Source organism: Holosporales bacterium (assembly GCA_031263535.1).
In the GTDB taxonomy this organism is placed as follows: domain Bacteria; phylum Pseudomonadota; class Alphaproteobacteria; order UBA3830; family JAIRWN01; genus JAIRWN01.
In genome coordinates, this window is the sequence record JAISFO010000024.1 from 12,982 (window position 1) to 31,292 (window position 18,311).

16 protein-coding genes, 2 tRNA genes and 2 pseudogenes are annotated in these 18,311 nt (G+C 43.3%); 9 read left to right on the forward strand and 11 right to left on the reverse strand.

Annotated features, from left to right (window positions below; all coding sequences use genetic code 11):
• The 6 genes from LBL30_02625 to LBL30_02650 all read left to right on the forward strand — a co-directional run bounded on the left by LBL30_02625 (window position 1) and on the right by LBL30_02650 (window position 4,678).
• Window positions 1-495, forward strand: coding sequence for an ATP synthase F0 subunit B (locus LBL30_02625; protein MDR1031995.1), 495 nt, complete (start codon window positions 1-3; stop codon window positions 493-495).
• Window positions 482-1,228 carry a hypothetical protein gene (locus LBL30_02630; protein ID MDR1031996.1) on the forward strand — a complete coding sequence of 249 codons (747 nt, stop codon included), beginning with the start codon at window positions 482-484 and terminating at the stop codon, window positions 1,226-1,228. The genes LBL30_02625 and LBL30_02630 overlap by 14 nt, the downstream gene beginning before the upstream one ends.
• Window positions 1,228-2,127, forward strand: a complete 900-nt coding sequence (lipA, locus tag LBL30_02635; GenBank protein ID MDR1031997.1) for a lipoyl synthase — start codon at window positions 1,228-1,230, stop codon at window positions 2,125-2,127. The genes LBL30_02630 and lipA overlap by 1 nt, the downstream gene beginning before the upstream one ends.
• Before the next feature lie 91 nt (window positions 2,128-2,218).
• A tRNA-Glu gene (locus LBL30_02640) sits at window positions 2,219-2,294 on the forward strand.
• Between the two features lie 432 nt (window positions 2,295-2,726).
• Window positions 2,727-3,608 carry a leucine-rich repeat domain-containing protein gene (locus tag LBL30_02645; protein MDR1031998.1) on the forward strand — a complete coding sequence of 294 codons (882 nt, stop codon included), beginning with the start codon at window positions 2,727-2,729 and terminating at the stop codon, window positions 3,606-3,608.
• Window positions 3,609-3,898: 290 nt separating this feature from the next.
• Window positions 3,899-4,678, forward strand: a complete 780-nt coding sequence (locus tag LBL30_02650; GenBank protein MDR1031999.1) for a response regulator transcription factor — start codon at window positions 3,899-3,901, stop codon at window positions 4,676-4,678.
• A 56-nt stretch (window positions 4,679-4,734) separates the two neighbouring features.
• On the opposite strand, the gene LBL30_02655 is transcribed toward LBL30_02650, so the two are convergent.
• Entirely contained in the window at window positions 4,735-5,001 is a 267-nt protein-coding gene (locus LBL30_02655) for a TIGR02300 family protein (GenBank protein ID MDR1032000.1), read from the reverse strand.
• A gap of 141 nt (window positions 5,002-5,142) precedes the next feature.
• Here LBL30_02655 and murB point away from each other — a divergent pair, with 141 nt between their 5' ends.
• From murB to LBL30_02670, 3 genes and pseudogenes are all read left to right on the forward strand, one after another.
• Window positions 5,143-6,048 carry a UDP-N-acetylmuramate dehydrogenase gene (murB, locus tag LBL30_02660; GenBank protein MDR1032001.1) on the forward strand — a complete coding sequence of 302 codons (906 nt, stop codon included), beginning with the start codon at window positions 5,143-5,145 and terminating at the stop codon, window positions 6,046-6,048.
• Between the two features lie 184 nt (window positions 6,049-6,232).
• Window positions 6,233-8,317 (forward strand): polyribonucleotide nucleotidyltransferase, encoded by a 2,085-nt coding sequence (gene pnp / locus LBL30_02665; protein MDR1032002.1) that lies wholly within the window; start codon window positions 6,233-6,235, stop codon window positions 8,315-8,317.
• A gap of 8 nt (window positions 8,318-8,325) precedes the next feature.
• Window positions 8,326-9,499, forward strand: a pseudogene (locus LBL30_02670) (glycoside hydrolase family 5 protein).
• Window positions 9,500-9,692: 193 nt separating this feature from the next.
• Here LBL30_02670 and LBL30_02675 read toward each other — a convergent pair.
• The 10 genes and pseudogenes from LBL30_02675 to ftsH all read right to left on the reverse strand — a co-directional run bounded on the left by LBL30_02675 (window position 9,693) and on the right by ftsH (window position 18,300).
• Window positions 9,693-10,235 (reverse strand): hypothetical protein, encoded by a 543-nt coding sequence (locus tag LBL30_02675; protein ID MDR1032003.1) that lies wholly within the window; start codon window positions 10,233-10,235, stop codon window positions 9,693-9,695.
• Between the two features lie 29 nt (window positions 10,236-10,264).
• Window positions 10,265-10,339, reverse strand: a tRNA-Gly gene (locus LBL30_02680).
• Between the two features lie 182 nt (window positions 10,340-10,521).
• Window positions 10,522-10,779, reverse strand: a complete 258-nt coding sequence (locus LBL30_02685) for a type II toxin-antitoxin system RelE/ParE family toxin (GenBank protein ID MDR1032004.1) — start codon at window positions 10,777-10,779, stop codon at window positions 10,522-10,524.
• Complete coding sequence (locus LBL30_02690; protein ID MDR1032005.1) at window positions 10,763-11,008, reverse strand: hypothetical protein; 246 nt, start codon at window positions 11,006-11,008, stop codon at window positions 10,763-10,765. The genes LBL30_02685 and LBL30_02690 overlap by 17 nt, the downstream gene beginning before the upstream one ends.
• Before the next feature lie 213 nt (window positions 11,009-11,221).
• The gene (locus LBL30_02695) at window positions 11,222-12,082 is read right to left on the reverse strand and encodes a ParB/RepB/Spo0J family partition protein (protein MDR1032006.1); all 861 of its coding nucleotides are present in this window, start codon (window positions 12,080-12,082) and stop codon (window positions 11,222-11,224) included.
• Entirely contained in the window at window positions 12,051-12,860 is an 810-nt protein-coding gene (locus LBL30_02700; protein ID MDR1032007.1) for a ParA family protein, read from the reverse strand. Before LBL30_02700 ends, LBL30_02695 begins: the two co-directional genes overlap by 32 nt.
• The gene (gene rsmG / locus LBL30_02705; GenBank protein MDR1032008.1) at window positions 12,844-13,449 is read right to left on the reverse strand and encodes a 16S rRNA (guanine(527)-N(7))-methyltransferase RsmG; all 606 of its coding nucleotides are present in this window, start codon (window positions 13,447-13,449) and stop codon (window positions 12,844-12,846) included. Before rsmG ends, LBL30_02700 begins: the two co-directional genes overlap by 17 nt.
• Window positions 13,450-13,552: 103 nt before the next feature.
• On the reverse strand, window positions 13,553-14,842 hold the full coding sequence (locus LBL30_02710; protein ID MDR1032009.1) for a porin: 1,290 nt from the start codon (window positions 14,840-14,842) through the stop codon (window positions 13,553-13,555).
• A 103-nt stretch (window positions 14,843-14,945) separates the two neighbouring features.
• Entirely contained in the window at window positions 14,946-16,295 is a 1,350-nt protein-coding gene (locus LBL30_02715; GenBank protein MDR1032010.1) for a hypothetical protein, read from the reverse strand.
• Between the two features lie 217 nt (window positions 16,296-16,512).
• Window positions 16,513-18,300: pseudogene (gene ftsH, locus LBL30_02720) on the reverse strand (ATP-dependent zinc metalloprotease FtsH).
• Window positions 18,301-18,311: the final 11 nt, after the last annotated feature.

The window sequence follows — 18,311 nt, forward strand, 5'->3', positions numbered from 1 at the left end:
TTGTTTTTCGATACAGGCATTTGGGTACTGATTTCGTTTTTGGTATTTGTGGGGGCTTTTGGCAGAAAGCTGTGGTCTGCTATGGCCGGTCAGCTGGATACTTATATCGATAAGGCCAAGGCCCAGATCGCTGAAGCCGAAAATCTTAAGCTAGAAGCAACAGAATTGCTTCGCGCTGCCGAAGATCATCAAAAAGCAATAGATGAGGAAGTTAACAAAATAAAAGAAGCCGCGCAGAAAGAGATTGCTACCATAGAAGCCACTAGCAAAAAGTCCTTGGCAGACTTATCTGCAAGGTATGAAGAAAAGTTAAACAGCCGAATTAATGACGAAATCGCTCGCCAAAAGCAGAAACTTATGGAGAATGCTTTTGATTCGATCGCGAACGAAATCGTGAAAAAAGTTCGTCAGAATCCTGATGATTTTGATTTTTCTCTGTCGAACAATGATTGGTCAGTAATTGTAAAAGAGGTTAATGCTCATGAAGTACAATAAAATCGCATATATATGTGTTGCAGCGGCTTTTGGTTTATCGGTAGGGCCTCAGGTTCTTACCTATGCGGATTGCGACGGAAAGGATGCACATTGCTGCAAGAAGTCGAAATGTGAATGTAAAGGGCCAAAGCATAAGTGGGGTAAAAATTTTCACAAAAGAAGCTTTAGGGCAGTTGTAAAAGGCGGCAACTGCGCAGTTTATGCTTTAGAGGCCTTAAAGTTTAAGCCCTACGATGAGCTGAGCTTATGGGATAAGGATTATCTTAACAAAAATTCCAAAGTCGCAGATTTGCTAAGGAAGTTTATCGATGGTCAACATGCTAACTCTGTCAAGCAGCTCTTTCTTGAGACAAATAAGAAGGACGAGGTGATAAAGGTTTTGGAAAAGGCTGGCTTTAAGTCTGTCGAGTGTGGCAAAGACGACCGCCATCACCATAAAAATCGTCATCATGAATGCTGCAGGCAGTGTTACATTCATGACGACGGCGGCGCGGTCAAGATTATAACCTTTAAACACGACAAGGGCTCTAAGATCATCATGAAAAAGCTGGTGCTTTTCAGCAGCGACAACGTGTCTTGGGATAACGTGGCCTTTATTTTGTCGGACGGGGGCGCGCCTATGCCAAAGTCGTTTAATGACGGCATGCGCGACTTAGGCGATGATGACGAGGACTCTAACTTTGGCTGGAGAGAGATGATTTTTCAGGAGTCCGTAACCAAGCTTGAAGACTGATGTCTGGTTACTGCAAACCAGATTGGTTAAAAGTCAAGTCGGTCAATTCTCTGAAATGCAGTCAAACCAGCGATGTTATTCGAGAGCTGGGCCTTTGTACGGTTTGTGAGGAGGCAGCTTGCCCCAATATTGGCGAATGCTGGCGCAAAAAGCACGCTGCTTTCATGATCATGGGCGACAGTTGCACACGCAACTGCCTGTTTTGCAATGTAAAGCGCTCTACTACGCCGCCGCCCTTAGATGAGAGCGAGCCTAAGCGTATTGCGGAGGCTGTTTGTGAATTGCGTCTTAAGCATGTGGTAATCACTTCTGTAACTCGCGACGACCTTAAGGATGGTGGCGCTGCGCACTTTGCCAGAACAATTAGTGAGATCAAAAAGGCTTCGCCGTCAACCACAATAGAAGTTTTAACGCCAGACTTTATTGGTAAAGGCGATTCGTATAAAGCTATTGTCGATGCCGGACCGGATGTGTTTAATCATAATATTGAGACGGTTCCGCGTTTGTATCCGGCAGTAAGGCCACAAGGTCGGTATTTTGCCGCATTAAAGCTTCTTGCTTCTGTCCGCGACCACAACAGCCAAATGTTTACCAAATCTGGTATCATGGTTGGCTTGGGCGAAACGAACGGTGAGCTTTTTCAAGTTATGGACGATCTTCGCTGTGCTGGGGTCAATTTTCTTACCATAGGCCAGTATCTGCGCCCTTCTTTAAAAAACCTGCCAGTTGACCGGTTTGTTACGCCAGAAGAATTCAAAAAGTACGAAGAAGTCGCTTATAAAAAAGGATTTTTGATGGTTGCAAGCTCAGCTTTAACCAGGTCGTCCTATAACGCTGGCGCTGATTTTGCAAAGCTACGGCTGATGGCCGAGACTGAATTTAAAAATATAATCAAATAACTGGCTAAATAAACGTCAACGTTTCCTCGGCATAACGGTCGGCAAAGCCTTTACAGCGGTTGTTTTTTAGAATAGTGTACTTTGCTGGAAGGTCCCCATCGTCTAGCGGTCTAGGACGTCGCCCTTTCAAGGCGGCAACACGGGTTCGATTCCCGTTGGGGACGCCAGTTCGTGATTTACAAGGGAATGTTTGCAATAGGTTCAACCAGCCCTAAGCCAAGTTTAGATAAGAAGATTGTCAATCGACATCTTTAGGCATTAATTAAGGTTTTTTCTAAGGAAGGTTACGAGAAAGGAGTGTTCAAATTCCGCAAAAAATCTTCAATTGATTGAAAATATGTAAATGCCATTTCTGAAACTATTGAATTCCAATACTTATCCCCCTACCCTGCTTTTTACACTGGGTTTTTTTGTGCTTGGTTAGAGCCATGCAGATCAGGCAATTTAACTTTATTATGAATCTCATTGAGCTCTATTATCAAGCCAGTTTTCAGACCAATTATTAATAATAATCTTAAAATAAGCAAAAAAAATAGATTGACAAAAGTATAATATTGTGTCATATATACATTCGTTAAGATTTTTAATAAGGAGAGATTATGAAAAAGATTATAATAACATCAGTGGCAGCGTTGCTTATTCCTGAAGTCTCAAATTGTACGCGAGCTACAGATCTTAAGCGCATTACCGTAGATGGAGTTAATTACCAAGAGTATAGAGATGGAATTGCTAGTGCTGCTGGCGAACATCCATCTGATTCATTTCTTCCCAGAAATCAAGTTAGTATGGATGGAAATGCCTTTATAGTCTCAGATATACTAGGCTTAAGTAAATCAGCAAGAAATTCCAGTGGTTGGGATGATCGCTTGCTATTCGTATGTATTCCGCGCAGCGCAAAAACGATTGATATTTCGTGTTTTGATGGTTGTGCCATACTAAGCTACGTAGCGTTTGAAGCTAGCGCGAGATTAACTGTGGTTGGAGGCTCTGCTTTTAGTTTTTGTTCTGCTCTGAAATCTATATGCATCCCACCTAAAGTAACAGTATTGGAAAAGGAGTGTTTTTCCGTATGTAGGGCCCTAGGCAGCGTAGTCTTTGAGCCAAATTCTAAACTAATGACAATCGGAAAATCTGCTTTTTTTCAATGTTATTTCCTATCATTTATACGTACTCCATCCAGAGTAAGGACATTTGGCGAGCAATGTTTTGATTATTGCAAAAGTCTAAGCCGCGTAGAATTTAAACCCGACTCGCAATTGGCAACGATCGAAAAAGGCGCCTTTAATAGATGTTCAGCTCTAAAGTCTATATGCATTCCGTTTGGTGTACAGGGGTTTGATGAAAAGTGTTTTGAAGAATGCCCCAATCTGCGTCGCGTAATATTTGAGCCAGGCTCTCGATTAAGATGGATAAAAGGAGGTGTTATTCCTGAAGGCGTTGAGATTTTGAATTGTCCTTTATCTATACCAGGAAGGCAATAAACGCAGGTAGTTTGGCATTGGTTTCTATAACGGCAGCTAGTCGCGCTTCTCCAATGTTTTTATTAGAGTTGTAAAATTTAAACCAATGCGCAATTGTATGGCCAATTTCAAAGCTATATGATACTTCTAACGCGATGTTTTTATCCAATAATTGCTAACAAATAGTGAATGAAATTGGCTTTTGGTAATTTTATATGAATCGCCTTATTTAAAATAAAAAATATTTTTAACAAAATTTTAATCAATTTTGCTAACGATAGTGGTACTTATTATCGGTCAAGGTTATTAGCATGCGTATACTTTTAGTAGAAGACGACCTTCAAGCAGCAAGCGGGATTGCCGCAGTTCTAAGGAGCGAAGGGTGTATAGTTGACACCACTGATCTTGGCCAAGACGGCCTGGAGATAGGTAAATTATATGATTATGACCTGATCGTATTGGATCTTTTATTACCCGATATAGATGGGTTTGAGGTGCTAAGAAAGCTGAGGGAAAGCAACGTGCCCACGCCCGTTCTTGTGTTGTCAGGCGTTTCGGATACTCCAGACAGGGTAAAATGCCTTAACGTAGGCGCCGATGATTATTTAATCAAACCTTTCGACCGAGAAGAGCTGGTTTCCCGTGTTCAGGCCATTGTACGCAGGTCAAAAGGGCATTCTGATGCGAACATAACCATTGGACGGCTTAACCTAAATCTCAACAAGCGCATCGTTGAGGTGGACGGCGAACAGCTGCACCTTACTTGCAAGGAATACTCCATCTTAGAGCTTATGTGCATGCGCAAAGGCGCGACCATTACCAAAGAGATGTTTCTAAACCATCTGTACGGCGGAATAGACGAGCCTGAGCTTAAGATCGTGGACGTTTTTGTATGCAAACTAAGAAAAAAATTAACCGAGGCTATGAGTGGGGAAAACTATATAGAAACGGTCTGGGGGCGAGGATATATCCTTAAAGACCCGGTTATCTCCTTAGCTGATCAGAAAAAGAAGTCAAAAGTAGAGATTTGCAGCTCTGCAGAAGATGACGAGACGGCTGTATTCGCCGAAAAGTCGTCTAAAGTTCGCTAAGATCATAGGTTTAGCTTAGTAAGCGAAGAAATATAAATGCGTAAGCTGCCTGTTGACTATTCCTCTAGGATGTCGCTTTCTGCGCCCACGATATCGTCGTCTGTGCTGACTATGTCCAAATCCACTTCAGAGGCCTCAAGATCCTCCTCAGGAACGATTTCTTTTGGTGGTTTTTCTGCTGGCTTTGGTTTTCTGCTGATTGACGGCTTAAGATTTAATTCAGCGTTGCATTTTGGGCACGATACCTTAACTTTGTTAAAGTCATAAAATTTGGCACCACACGATGTACATACACGTTTTCTGCCCAGTTCTGTCTCAGTCACCTAAATCCCCACCTTAGCCAATTTGCGCGAGAATATACAGTCCATATGCGACTATGTCAACATATGGAAATTAGGTAATCGTTAAGCCGAATTGATTTTTGTAATTTTGCTTTATACTATGCGGACTATTTTAAGCTTACTATGACAAAACGCCTGATCGATGAATTACCCAAAGTGCGCGGGCTGATGGAGCCAGCCTACGACCTGCGTCGTATCAATTGGCTTAAGATTGGCGGCAAGGCAGAGGCGTTCTTTTGTCCCATTGACTCTGATGACCTGAGGCATTTTTTGCAAAAAAAGCCCAAGCACATTCCTGTTACTGTAATTGGCGAAGGGTCCAACATCCTGATCCGTGATGGTGGGATTAAAGGGGTAGTTGTTACACTAGGCGATTGGTTTAACAAAATCTACAACGCCGGGGACACTTTCGAAGCTGGCGGCGCAGTAGCTTGCCGAGCGTTGGCCCAAAGTGCGGCCGACGCGGGAATAGAAAGCTTGGAATTTTTGTATACCATTCCAGGATCTGTTGGCGGCGCTTTAAAAATGAACGCCGGATGCTTTGATCATGAAATGAAGGAAGTGTTTTTTGAGGCTGAAAGTATGGAGCCAGACGGCACTATTTGTTGGTTTAAAAAGAATGACCTTCAGTTTGGCTATAGGTACTGCTCTCTGCCTCAGGGGTATATATTCACCAGAATTTGGCTTAAGGGCAGCTTTTCCAACAGCAACCTTGTCCATGATAACATGCGCAAGCTGGCGGAACAACGCCGTCGCTCACAGCCCTCTGGTGTGCTGACTTGCGGCAGTTTGTTTAAAAACCCTCCAGGACATAAAGCCTGGGAGCTTATAGATAAATCAGGTTGCAGGGATATAAAATGTGGAGGGGCCAGCTTATCAGACGTGCATTGCAATTTTTTGGTTAACAACGGCAATGCTAGCTCTAATGATGCTGAAAATCTTATAAGCACGGTACGCGCAAAGGTCCTGGCAGCCACGGGAATTGAGCTGGAAACCGAATTGGTCATTGTGGGTGAGCCTTTAAATTAACCAGACTTCCTTCTTGCCTTAACTTTGACAAAAACAGTCAACTCAGCACCGCCCGCAGATTCTTCTAACAAAAGTAAACAAAATAGTGTAGCATGGCCCTTAGTTTACATTTAAAACCAAGCCAATCATTGGGCAAGTTAGTTTTAAATAAGCTTTAACAGTTCAGTCATAGTAGGAATGCAGTTTGTTTAATATTACAAAAAAGGAAATTTCTTGGGGTGGACGCAAATTAACTCTTGAATCCGGACGGATGGCGCGTCAGGCGGATGGTGCGGTGCTGGTCTCATATGGCGGGACCAATGTTTTGTGTACTGTGGTTGCCCTTAAGGAAGCAAATACCAGCGTTGATTTCTTTCCATTGACGGTGATTTACCAAGAAAAATTCTATGCCGGCGGCAAATTCCCCGGCGGATTTATGAAGCGCGAAGGTAAACCTGCAGAGCGTGAGACTTTGATATCTCGGTTGATAGACCGGCCAATTCGCCCATTGTTTCACGAAAGGTTTAGGAACGAGACTCAGGTAGTCTGTACAGTACTTAGCTATGATGGAGAAAACGAAGGAGATATCGCCGCGCTAATCGGCGCATCGGCGGCATTAACGATATCTGGCATTCCTTTCTTGGGACCTATTGCGGCGGCTAAGGTAGGATACGTTGACGATGATTTTGTCCTGAATCCGACTGCTCAGGATACAGCAAATTCAAAACTTGAACTTACTGTCGCGGGCACGTCAGAAGGCGTTCTTATGGTCGAATCCGAAGCGCAAGAGCTTTCAGAGGACGTCATGCTTGCGGCTGTTGAGTTTGGCCACAAGTCATTTCAGCCGGTTATTGACCTAATAGTTTCATTTGCCGAAGCATGTGCCAAGAATCCTTGGGAAATTCCCGATACTGCATACGCCGATAATGTCAAAAAAGCGCTTGATGACATACAGAAGGATCTTGCAGATGCTTACTGTGAGAAAGATAAGCTTTCTCGCCGAGACAAAGTTGCGGCAGTCAAAAGCAAATTGCTTGAGTCTATCGGCGATGACGCATCCTGCTTAAGTGATGCCAGTCAGGCGTTTGCCACGCTAGAGAAGGATATTGTGCGTACTCGTATGCTTGACACTGGTTTGCGGCTGGACGGAAGGGATACCAACACCATCAGGGCAATAGATGTACAGGTCGGTGTACTGCCTTCGGTTCACGGTAGCGCCCTGTTTACCAGAGGCAATACTCAGGCTTTGGTCATTACAACCCTGGGGGTCGGTGAGGATGAACAAATTATTGACGATCTGGTTGGCGACTATAAGGAAAGGTTTTTATTACATTACAATTTCCCTCCGTTTTCGGTAGGAGAGGTTGGAAGGATGGGTGCCCCTGGGCGGCGGGAAATCGGCCACGGAAAGCTGGCCTGGCGGGCAATACATCCGGTTATGCCAGCCAAAGAGCGATTCCCTTATACCGTTCGGGTGGTATCTGAAATCACCGAATCGGACGGATCGTCATCTATGGCGACGGTATGCGGCTCGTCTTTGTCGCTTATGGACGCAGGCGTGCCGATTCCAAAATCTGTTGCCGGTATTGCCATGGGGCTTATAAAGGAAGGCGATCGCTTCTGCATCCTAAGCGATATTATGGGCGACGAGGACCACCTTGGCGATATGGACTTTAAAGTGGCTGGCACTGCGGACGGTATTACTGCGCTGCAGATGGACATAAAAATCACAAGTATAACAACCGACATAATGTGTAAGGCTCTTGCTCAGGCCAAAGAAGGGCGCAGCCATATCCTGGGCGAAATGTCAAAAGCCATCAGTACTTCAAGGCAAGAGGTTAACGGTAACGCTCCACGCATAGAGGTTATAAAGATTAATCCTTCTAAAATAGGCGAACTGATTGGTCCGGGTGGTAAGATGATTCGCGAGATTGTCGAGACGACAGGCGCCAAAATAGATATTGAAGAGGACGGCACGGTAAAGGTCTCATCCACCAGCAAGGAATCCATAAGCGCGGCGTTGTCCAGGGTAAAGCTTATAGGTTGCGACCTGCAGGTTGGTGAACTTTATACCGGCAAAGTCGTTAAGATTATGGACTTTGGCGTCTTTGTAAACATCGGCAGCCGCGACGGTATGGTTCATGTCAGCGAACTGGCTGATAAAAGGGTTGAAAACCCATCCGAGGTTGTAAGCCTTGGCGAAGTCGTAACGGTCAGATTTATGGGAAATGACGCCAAAGGGCGCATGAAGCTGAGTATGAAATCAGCGCTGCCTCCAGACCAGCAGTAAACCTAACAATGGCTCGTTCAAAGATCGCTTCATTAGCGATTCTTGCATTTTTTGTAATCTCGTCCGTCTATGCAGGAAGCGGTTGCGATAAGCAAACCTTTTGGAATAAGTCAGTTCGAAAAGGCGCTAATATTTTTAATGTGCAAGTGCTTTTAGAAGACATCAAAGCGGCGAAAAAGTACGGAATAGGCTTTGTCAGATTGGCTTTGGACAAGTTTCCAACCAAAAAACGGGATTTTTTGATTGGCGACGCCGACGACTATAAGGGGCTGGATAAGAACGATTTAGCAACTCTTAGAAGAGTTCTAAAAATGTTTGAACAAGAAGGCATACCAGTTGTTATCACTATGCTGTCGCTGCCAGGTTCTAGGTGGAAACAGCTGAATAGCAATAAAGACGATCTAAGGATATGGCGGGATTTTAACTATCAAAAACAGGCGGCTAGATTCTGGAAAGATTTGGCTGTGGAATTACGAGATTGTCCGATAGTCGTTGGATATAACATTTTAAATGAGCCTCATCTAGAAAGGCTGTTTAACGCCAAAAGCTGCCACGTTGAGAAAGTTAACCAACCCGAAGTGCAAACTGTTGTTTAGGTTTTATCGATTGGTGGTAAATGCAATACGAAGCGCAGATAGGCACACCGCGATTATACTGGACAGTTCAGCTTACGGCGATCCCAATACTTTTATATATCTAAAACCCTTAAACGATGACCGTGTACTGTACTCTTTTCACATGTACGAGCCGTATGAGTATACTAATCATAGGCTAAATGACGCAAAACATTCTTACCCTGGCGTGATAGGGGTCAAATCTTGGAATAAAAAGGCTTTGCGTGAATACATGAAAAGCGTAGCTGTCTTTCAAAAAACAAACAAAATTCCGTCAATAAGGATTTTGGTCGGTGAGTTTGGTTGTTACAGGAAACAAAAGGGGATTGTTCAATATTTTTGTGATCTTATACAAATTTTCGAAGAAAACGGCTGGCATTGGGCTTTCTACAGCTTTCGAGAAGACTTATGGGACGGAATGGATTATGAACTTGGGGATAAAAGGTTGCCATGGGTGTATTGGAAAACGCTAGATAAAAGAAAAGTTTTAAATCAACTTCGTAAGGCAACCTCTCCACAGTTTGCTGTGTTGAAAAATGCGATGAAACCTTCGGGTTTAAGTCATTAAGCTAAAATCGCTGTACAGCTAACGCAAGGTTGAAATAAAATCGGCTCTGCAACATGTGGGTTAACTAATACAAACACAGATTGCATATGGAAACACTCAAACAATATATCTACAGCATTAAAAGATACAGTTGGCACTGGCTTAAAATATGAAGGGATTAAATCCCTCTTCGTCAATTTAAGCATAATATTTCTTACTGCGGCGCTGTAGATGGGTCCACTGATTCATCCAACGCCTCTATCAGCCTATGCTCTTCCAAATATTGTCTTGCATCCAACAACGGGATCCTTCGCTTATCTTTGTCGCAGAGAGATATGTGGGAGAATATTGTTACAACATGATCGTAATGTTCGTCTATATACTTAACTAATAAAGGCATATTGCGTTTGGCGTTCCTAGAAGGCTTCGGCAAGGCTATTCCGTATTTTTTTCCCAAATAATAACGGATCGACTCCACTATAGCCTTGAGTTCTTTAAGGCGCACAGTGGATCCAAAATGTTTTATTATAGCCTGCTGGGCCCGACTACTTTGATAATCAAAGTCACCTAACTCCCTCCGCACGCCCTCTGCTTCTATTCCTTGTCCATAGGAGGGTACCTGGAAAGAGGTAAAAAGAACATCTGCATCGGGATGTCCTTGTGGCGGCACCGATGCGAAGGCTGTTTGATTAACGATACTAACGGATAAAAGCAGAAACAGCCTTAAACAATTTTGATTAAATAAGCAATGAATCATATTAAACCTCCTTAAACATTATCAATTACTGGAGCGGGCGAAGGGATTTGAACCCTCGACCCCAACCTTGGCAAGGTTGTGCTCTACCCCTGAGCTACACCCGCAACCCGCCAAAATACTACACAACAAAGCCGCATTAGTCCAGAGGGCTATGCGAAAGAAAGATCCGTCCACCTTCGAAGAACCTTCAGGCGCTCAGCATTTTTCACGCTAATGAAAATAACGCTTTGTGAGAATGCATTTCGTAAGCGGTTCAGTTTTCTTTGATCTTTAAAATCGTATGCGCTCATTTATAAATATTACCTCTGACATCGATTTTTACGATCAGTACGGTAACTTTTTTCTCTTCTATGTGGTAGATAACCCTGTAATTACCGACACGCATTCTAAAAAATCCTTTCAAATTGCAAACGAGGGGTTTGAACCTGCGTGGATCTGCACTTAATCTTTCATCAATGGCCTTGACGATTGTCTGTCTTATGTTTTTGGGAATCTTGGCTAGCTGATCAAAAACTTCCTCAAGGTACTCAATCTTGTAATTCATCGAGCCGCCGTTGCATCTCTTCCGAGCTTATCCTGGGCTTTTGATCTATGTCCCCCATTTGTTCAATCAGGCCAATATAGTAAGCATCTTCATCGTATTCGATCTGTCTTTTGATCAGGTTTACACAAATCTTGGAAATCGACCGCTTCGTGTGATTCGCGATTTGTTTGATTATATTAAGTGTACTGTGATCAAGGGCTATGTTTATCCGCGGTTCGACTGTCGACATATTCATTTCCAGTTGTCATCACTTATTAAGTTTATCACTAGTGATGATTTTTGTCAAGTAATTTCTTAAACTTCTTTGCACCATTTTTCGTAGTCTTCGATGAAATCTCGCAGTTGCTCTACGAATTGTTCAGCATGATACCGTCGTATACAGCATGATGCACCTGAGCCGCCAATTACCGCTCTATCATTCGCGAATATCATTTGGTTAACTCTAATTGATTAGCTTTTTACTCACTTTCTCAATAACTTCGTCCAAAGCAGTAAGTGAGTCGAACTTAATTTGGATATAACCATTTCCTTTTGACGACAAAATGTTGATCTTGGTTTCCAGATTAAACATATCCCCAAGCCTAGATTGCAGCTCTTGAAGCTCTGGATCTGGCAATTTCTTGCTGATGGTTTGGGCTGGCTTTTCACCACCTTTAACCAACTGTTCTGTTTGCCTGACATTAAGGTCATGCTTGATGACTTTTTTTGCTATATTTTCTGCATTTGGAGCGGCAACAATGGCACGGGCGTGACCAAAACTAAGCTTGCCTTCAATTAAGTAATTCCTAACCGCTAGCGGTAAGGTTAGCAATCTTAATATATTTGCTATATGCGACCGGCTTTTGCCGCTAAATTTGGATATCTGCTCTTGCGTATACCCAAACTCAGTCATCAGTTGATTATAGCCTTCGGCCTCTTCTATCGGATTAAGGTCTTCGCGCTGAATATTTTCAAGCAGAGCGGATTCTAGCGACTCTGAATCAGATAAATTGTGAAGCACAATCGGCACTTCTGTTAAGCCGGCCTTTTGGGCGGCCCTCCATCGGCGTTCTCCTGCAATAATTTGGTACGAATCAGATGATTCAGATTTCCTAACCAAAATGGGCTGCAAGATGCCTTTTTCTTTAATTGAGGCCGATAAAGCCTGTAAGGCGCTGTCTTCAAAATGTTTGCGCGGCTGGAACCTGCTTGGCGACAGCGAAGTGATACTTACCTTTGCGACTTGGCTTTCATCTTCCAAAGCTTCAGTATTACTGGTGTCCCTGAAAAGCTCAGCCAGCCCTTTGCCGAGAGTCTTTTGCATTGTAACCTCCTTCCAATTTCCTTAACAATTCCTTCGCAAACTCAATATAGGCCTGAGCGCCTTTACAATTATGGTCATATAATAACACCGGTTTGCCGTACGACGGCGCCTCGCTTAATTTAATATTTCTGGGAATGACGGTAGAAAAAAGATAGGTAGGAAAAAATTTTCGGACTTCCTCAATCACGCTTATATTAAGCGAGCTCCTTTTATCAAACATAGTGATCAAAATGCCCAAGATATTTAGATTAGCATTAAGCGACGATCGTACCCTTTTTATAGTACTTACCAACTGAGCCAACCCCTCAAGCGCATAAAACTCACTCTGCAAAGGAATTAAAGCATAATCCGCCGCAACTAAAGCGTTTAGCGTAAGCAATCCAAGGCTTGGTGGACAGTCTATGAGAATATAATCATATTGATCGCATTGGCTTGACAATGCTTGTTGTAAATGCCTTTCACGACCGTTGATCGATGAAAGCTCTATCTCGGCCGCTGATAAATCCTCAATAGATGGAATTACATACATACCAGGCACCAAGGTACTTTTAACGCAGTCGTTGATATCAGCCTGATGCAAAATGCAGTCATAGCTGCTTTTTGTTAAAGTAGATTTTGATATACCGATACCGGTAGTAGCATTTCCTTGAGGATCGAGATCAACTATTAAAACCTGTTTATCTATGGCCGCTAAGGCTGTCGCTAGATTAACGACAGTTGTTGTTTTTCCAACGCCGCCTTTTTGATTTACTACCGCTATTTTAATTGGCTTGTCCATCAGCCTTAATCCTGAGTATTACACCACTTTTGTCGGTTTGACTTTCGATAACTTCACAGCAAAATTTATAAATTGACATTGCCTCTTCAAGCTCTTGTTTATATGAACTTCCTTTAAAAAACAAGCATTGTCCCAATGGATTTAGCAAAGGCATTGATAATTGCAGTAATTTTTTTAAAGGAGAAAAGGCTCTGGCGGTTATATTTGAAAATTTTTCAGCAATATTCAGATCCTCAACCCTAGTGTTATATACTTTTACATTTGCAAGTTTTAATTCTGACTTAACTTCTTCCAGAAATATGCATTTTTTCTGATCTGAATCTACTAAAGTCACAGATTGCTGAGTTGCTATCGCCAAAACCATGCCCGGAAAGCCGCCCCCTGATCCTATGTCTAAAATCGAGCCTGGCTGAAGATAATCTACTAACTGCAAACTATCTAAAATATGCCTGTGCCAAACTTGATCAATGTCTTTGTGACTTATCAAGTTTACTGCCTTTTGCCATCTCAAAAGAATGGATTGGTATTGCTGCAGTTTTAAAAATGTTTCACGTGGAACATTTTCTGATATAAATGATTTGTAAAGCATCGTTTGAAAGTAATAAATCTAACCCTTTTTCATGCTTTTCTAACGCACGAGAAGGGAGAATAAAAGTTTAATTTAATCAAATGCCGTCAAGCATCTAGATAGATTAGAAAGATAAGCGAATGCCGAATACTAAAAATGCTCCGTCAGAACTTAATTTTTCCTCTTTAATTCCGCCTAGATCAGTTATGCCGCTATACCTAATCGCAACCTCACAGGTCGTTGTGGATATATAGTTAAGCTCACCGTAAAAAGCCAGACCATTAACATAGTGGTAGTCAACAGTACAAGAAAAAGCATTACATGCTGCTTTATTTGATTTACCAAAATTTTGGATCGTATGCATGCATGCGGCTGCAAATTTCCATTTATCAAAAACATATGAAACCCCAAGTGTATAAGCCTTGCCAGCATCAGCGCCTGGTAAGGTGCCAGTACTTTCATCTATATGGGTATTAAGTAGAGATTTACCCAAGTTAAGGAACCCAATACCATAAGTTAAACTTTCGTATCCAACCGTTGCTCCGATTTGATAAGCATTAAGCTTGTTTACTTTATTAGCTCTTGATCCGTTTGAAATAGAGTCTTGTCCGTGCCAACCTACTAACGAAACCGCTGTATTCCAAATGTCATTAGCATAATTGTATTGAATTCCACCGGCAATCATATTTTTTGCAGTAGTATACAAATTACCCCCAATTACCCCATCAGTAAAATCGTTACTACCGTCAGATTTACTTGTAGAGCCTGTCATCCGGTTATGAGGGGTATAAGAGACGGCGACAGTAAAGCCGGCTATTTCAGGCATCGAGTACAATATGCTTGTGCTACCCTGTATATCATATGGCATATACTGTGATGTAATTGCGCCTGTGCAACCTGTATATACGCTGCCAAGATATCCGGCAAAACCTTCTTGTCCACCCAATGTAGCTGAAGCGCCGTCGATAGCCAGTTCGCCAGCCCCAGAACTTGATACTGTCCCAATTTTGATTGTTCCGTAACTGTTACTTAGGTTTATGTAGGCACTCATGAGAGCAAAAGATGCGCGATCCGCGCTTATTGATATGGTTCCGCCATACTGCAAGCCGTCTCTAGTAGTACCTACCGCATCAATGCCAATATTTCCAGTTGAAAGAAAGTATATGCTTTGCTGTTGAGTGGTGTTTTTATAAACCCCTCCCTTGCCCAAAAAGCTCATGCCCTGCAGTTGTCCGCTAAGCTTAGTGGTTATGACTTCATCGCGGTGACTGTCATCAGTATCGTCTTGCTCACCTTGATTATCCTGAGGCTGTTGGGCAGAGGAATCAGTCTGTGGATCGTCTGCAAAAGCGTAGTCAAATAACAGCGTTACCGCTATCAAAGCCAACAGTCTACTTAGCTTAAAGCCACTCATAACACTACACTATATAGTACTTTTTAATAACGCTATATAAAATACAAATTAAATGCAATTAAATTTTGCATAAAATTTCATAAATAACATCAGAAGAAAATGTTCAAGTAACTATCAAGCAATCAGACAAAGCGGCCATTGTATCTTGCAGAAACACGGTATCTTGACCTTCCACCATCACCCTGATTAACGGTTCGGTGCCAGATGGCCTGACCAGCATTCGACACCCAACAGATGCGGCTTTATCTATTATCTTAGCCAATTCAGACTTCACATGCTGATTCTTCAAAATAGACGACTCAACAGGGAAATTTTTAAGAAGTTGAGGGTACGGCTTAAACAGATGAAAAGCCCTACTGGCCGCGGTTTTATTGTCGATCATAATGGAAAGCATGTGTAAAGCTGATAAAATACCGTCACCTGTAGATATTTTATCACCGATAATGATATGCCCGGATTGCTCACCGCCAAGTATCGAACCTTTATCCAACATCATCCTGGCTACGGAGCTGTCGCCTACGTCGCTGCGGTATACGGTAACGCCATTTTGGGACAAAAAGACCTCAAGCCCCATATTAGACATTAATGTGACGACCACGCTGTTTCCTTTTAGGATGCCCTTTTTAAGCATATCGATGGCCAAGGTTGCGACGACAGCATCGCCATCTATCACCTTGCCTGCCTCATCACACATAATCAGGCGATCTCCATCGCCATCGAAGGCAATTCCCACGTCTGATTTTGCGCTGAGCGTCAAATTAACAATAGACTCAGGGCAAGTTGCGCCAACTTTTAAGTTTATGTTTTTGCCGTCCGGTTTGCAGCCAGTGATCGTTACTTTCGCGCCCAATTCTTCAAAAAGCCGAGGAGCAATTTCGGAATTAGCGCCGTTTGCACAATCAATGGCGACAGATACTCTATCCAAAGAAAAACCGCTATGAAACCCTCTTAATAAAGCGTTTTTATAGGCTTGATAATAGGTTTCAACAGTTAGCTTTGAATCTGAGCAAACCTTATCTTGAGCAAAGTTACCGCCTAAGGGGCCTGAATGTTTCGATCCTATTTTGCGGCTAATCAAAGTGGTTTGTTCTTGGGAAAGTTTTTTGCCGTCTCTGTTAAATATTTTAATGCCATTATCTTGATACAGATTATGTGAGGCGGTAATCGATATGCCGCAGTCAAAGCCCATATCTTTGGTTATAAAAGAAACCGCCGGCGTTGGCAGCACGCCGCCTGAGGTTATTTCGATTTGAAATGACGAGAAGCCGGCGATTAATCCTTGCTCAAGCGCGCTGCAAGAGACTCTGGTATCCTTACCGATGAACACTCGCTTGATATCCCCCAAGGCTCCAGAGGATACAATTGCGCCTGCTACTTGCGCGCAACCGTCAAAAGACACAGGCCAATCGCCTGCTTTACCTCTTATTCCATCAGTTCCAAAAACATTTGGCATTGGAACAAGGACCTGTTTGTTACTGCTTGCTAGAACGGGATTTTGCAGAGCGCGGCCTATTGTCAGTTTTACGTTTAGATGACGACGCGCTGGTTTTGCTTTGCTTTACCGGTGTTTTTTGGCGAGTTTTTTTAGAGGTTGGAAAATCAAGGCGTTTACCGCTGTCCTTAACTTTGCTTTCTTCGTAAGCCGCTGGTATTGCACGATTTATGGTTTCTCCTCGCAGCAGCGCTTTAATCTCATCGCCGCTTAACGTTTCATAATCAATCAGCCCCTTAGCGATAACGTGCAATTGTTCCATATTACTGCTCAGCAGGTCATAGGTCTTTTTATAAAGTTTATCAACAAGTTCACGTACTTCGCGGTCGATTGCCTGCGCCGTTGCCTCCGACATCTGCCGAGGATTCATCATAGAGTGCCCTAAAAACACGTCTTGCGACGATTCAGCGTAAGATAAGAAGCCTAGTTTCCCCATCCCCCACTCGATAATCATCTTTTTTACTATGTCGGTGGCCTGCTTTATGTCAGAAGAAGCGCCGGTTGTAACTTTGCCGTAACCAAACACCAATTCCTCAGCAATTCTGCCGCCCATCGCAACACACAAATCTGCCTCTAGCTTATCCCTTGAAACAGAGATTCGGTCGCTCTCTGGCAACCGCATAACCATGCCAAGCGCTCTGCCTCTTGGGATTATCGTTGCTTTGTGTATGGGGTCAGAATCCTTCATGTTAAGGGCCACGATGGCATGCCCTGCCTCGTGATAGGCAGTTAGACGTTTTTCTTCATCCGACATCACCATAGACCGGCGCTCTATTCCCATAAGGACCTTGTCTTTTGCGGACTCAAATTCCGACATGCTGACTTGTCTTTTGCCTCTGCGGGCGGCAAGCAAAGCCGCTTCGTTCACCAAATTGGCTAGATCCGCACCAGAAAATCCAGGCGTACCTCTGGCAATTACCATTAAGTCTACATCGCTTGATAGGGGAACTTTTTTGGAATGTACCTTGAGGATACGATCTCGGCCGTTAAGGTCTGGGTTAGGAACAACAACCTGACGATCAAACCTCCCCGGCCTAAGCAAAGCCGGATCAAGCACATCTGGCCGATTGGTTGCGGCAATTATAATGACGCCAGCATTATCCTCAAAACCGTCCATCTCAACCAACAGCTGGTTAAGCGTTTGCTCTCTTTCATCATTGCCGCCACCCAAGCCAAAGCCTCTGTGCCGACCAACCGCATCAATCTCGTCGACAAAGATTATACACGGAGCATTACGCTTGCCCTGTTCGAACATGTCTCGTACGCGACTTGCGCCAACACCGACAAACATTTCTACAAACTCAGAGCCAGAGATGCTGAAAAACGGAACCCCCGCCTCACCAGCAATTGCGCGCGCCAAAAGCGTCTTTCCAGTGCCGGGCGGGCCAACCAACAAAACCCCTCGCGGAATCTTTCCGCCAAGTCGCTGGAATTTTTTAGGATCTTTAAGAAAATCAATAACCTCACCCAGCTCGTTCTTGGCTTCATCTATACCGGCTACATCGTCGAACCTTATTTTTACGACCTTCTCACCCAGCATCTTTGCTTTGGATTTGCCAAAACCAAGGGCTCTGTTGCCTCCGGATTGCATCTGGCGCCAAATAAAAAACCAACCGCCCATTAAAAGCAGCATAGGAAGCCAGCTTAAAAGAAGGTGAAGAAATGAAAATTGCTCGTCGTCCCTGGGAATCACATTTATCTGAACCCCTCGAGAGGCGAGTTTTTTGATCAGCTCCGGATCATATGGAGCATAGGTTTTGGCTATCAACCGTTGACTGTTAACCATAATTATGTTCTGGCCTTTTATATCAACGCGAAGGATTTTGCCTTGATCGACTTCCTGAAGAAAATCACTGTATGGGATGCTGGTTAAGCTGTTGCTTTTGTCCTGAAATAAACTAAACAGAGCGATAATCGATATAACGATCACCGTCCATAAAAGCGCATTTCTTCCAAGTTTATTCACTACCAAATCCT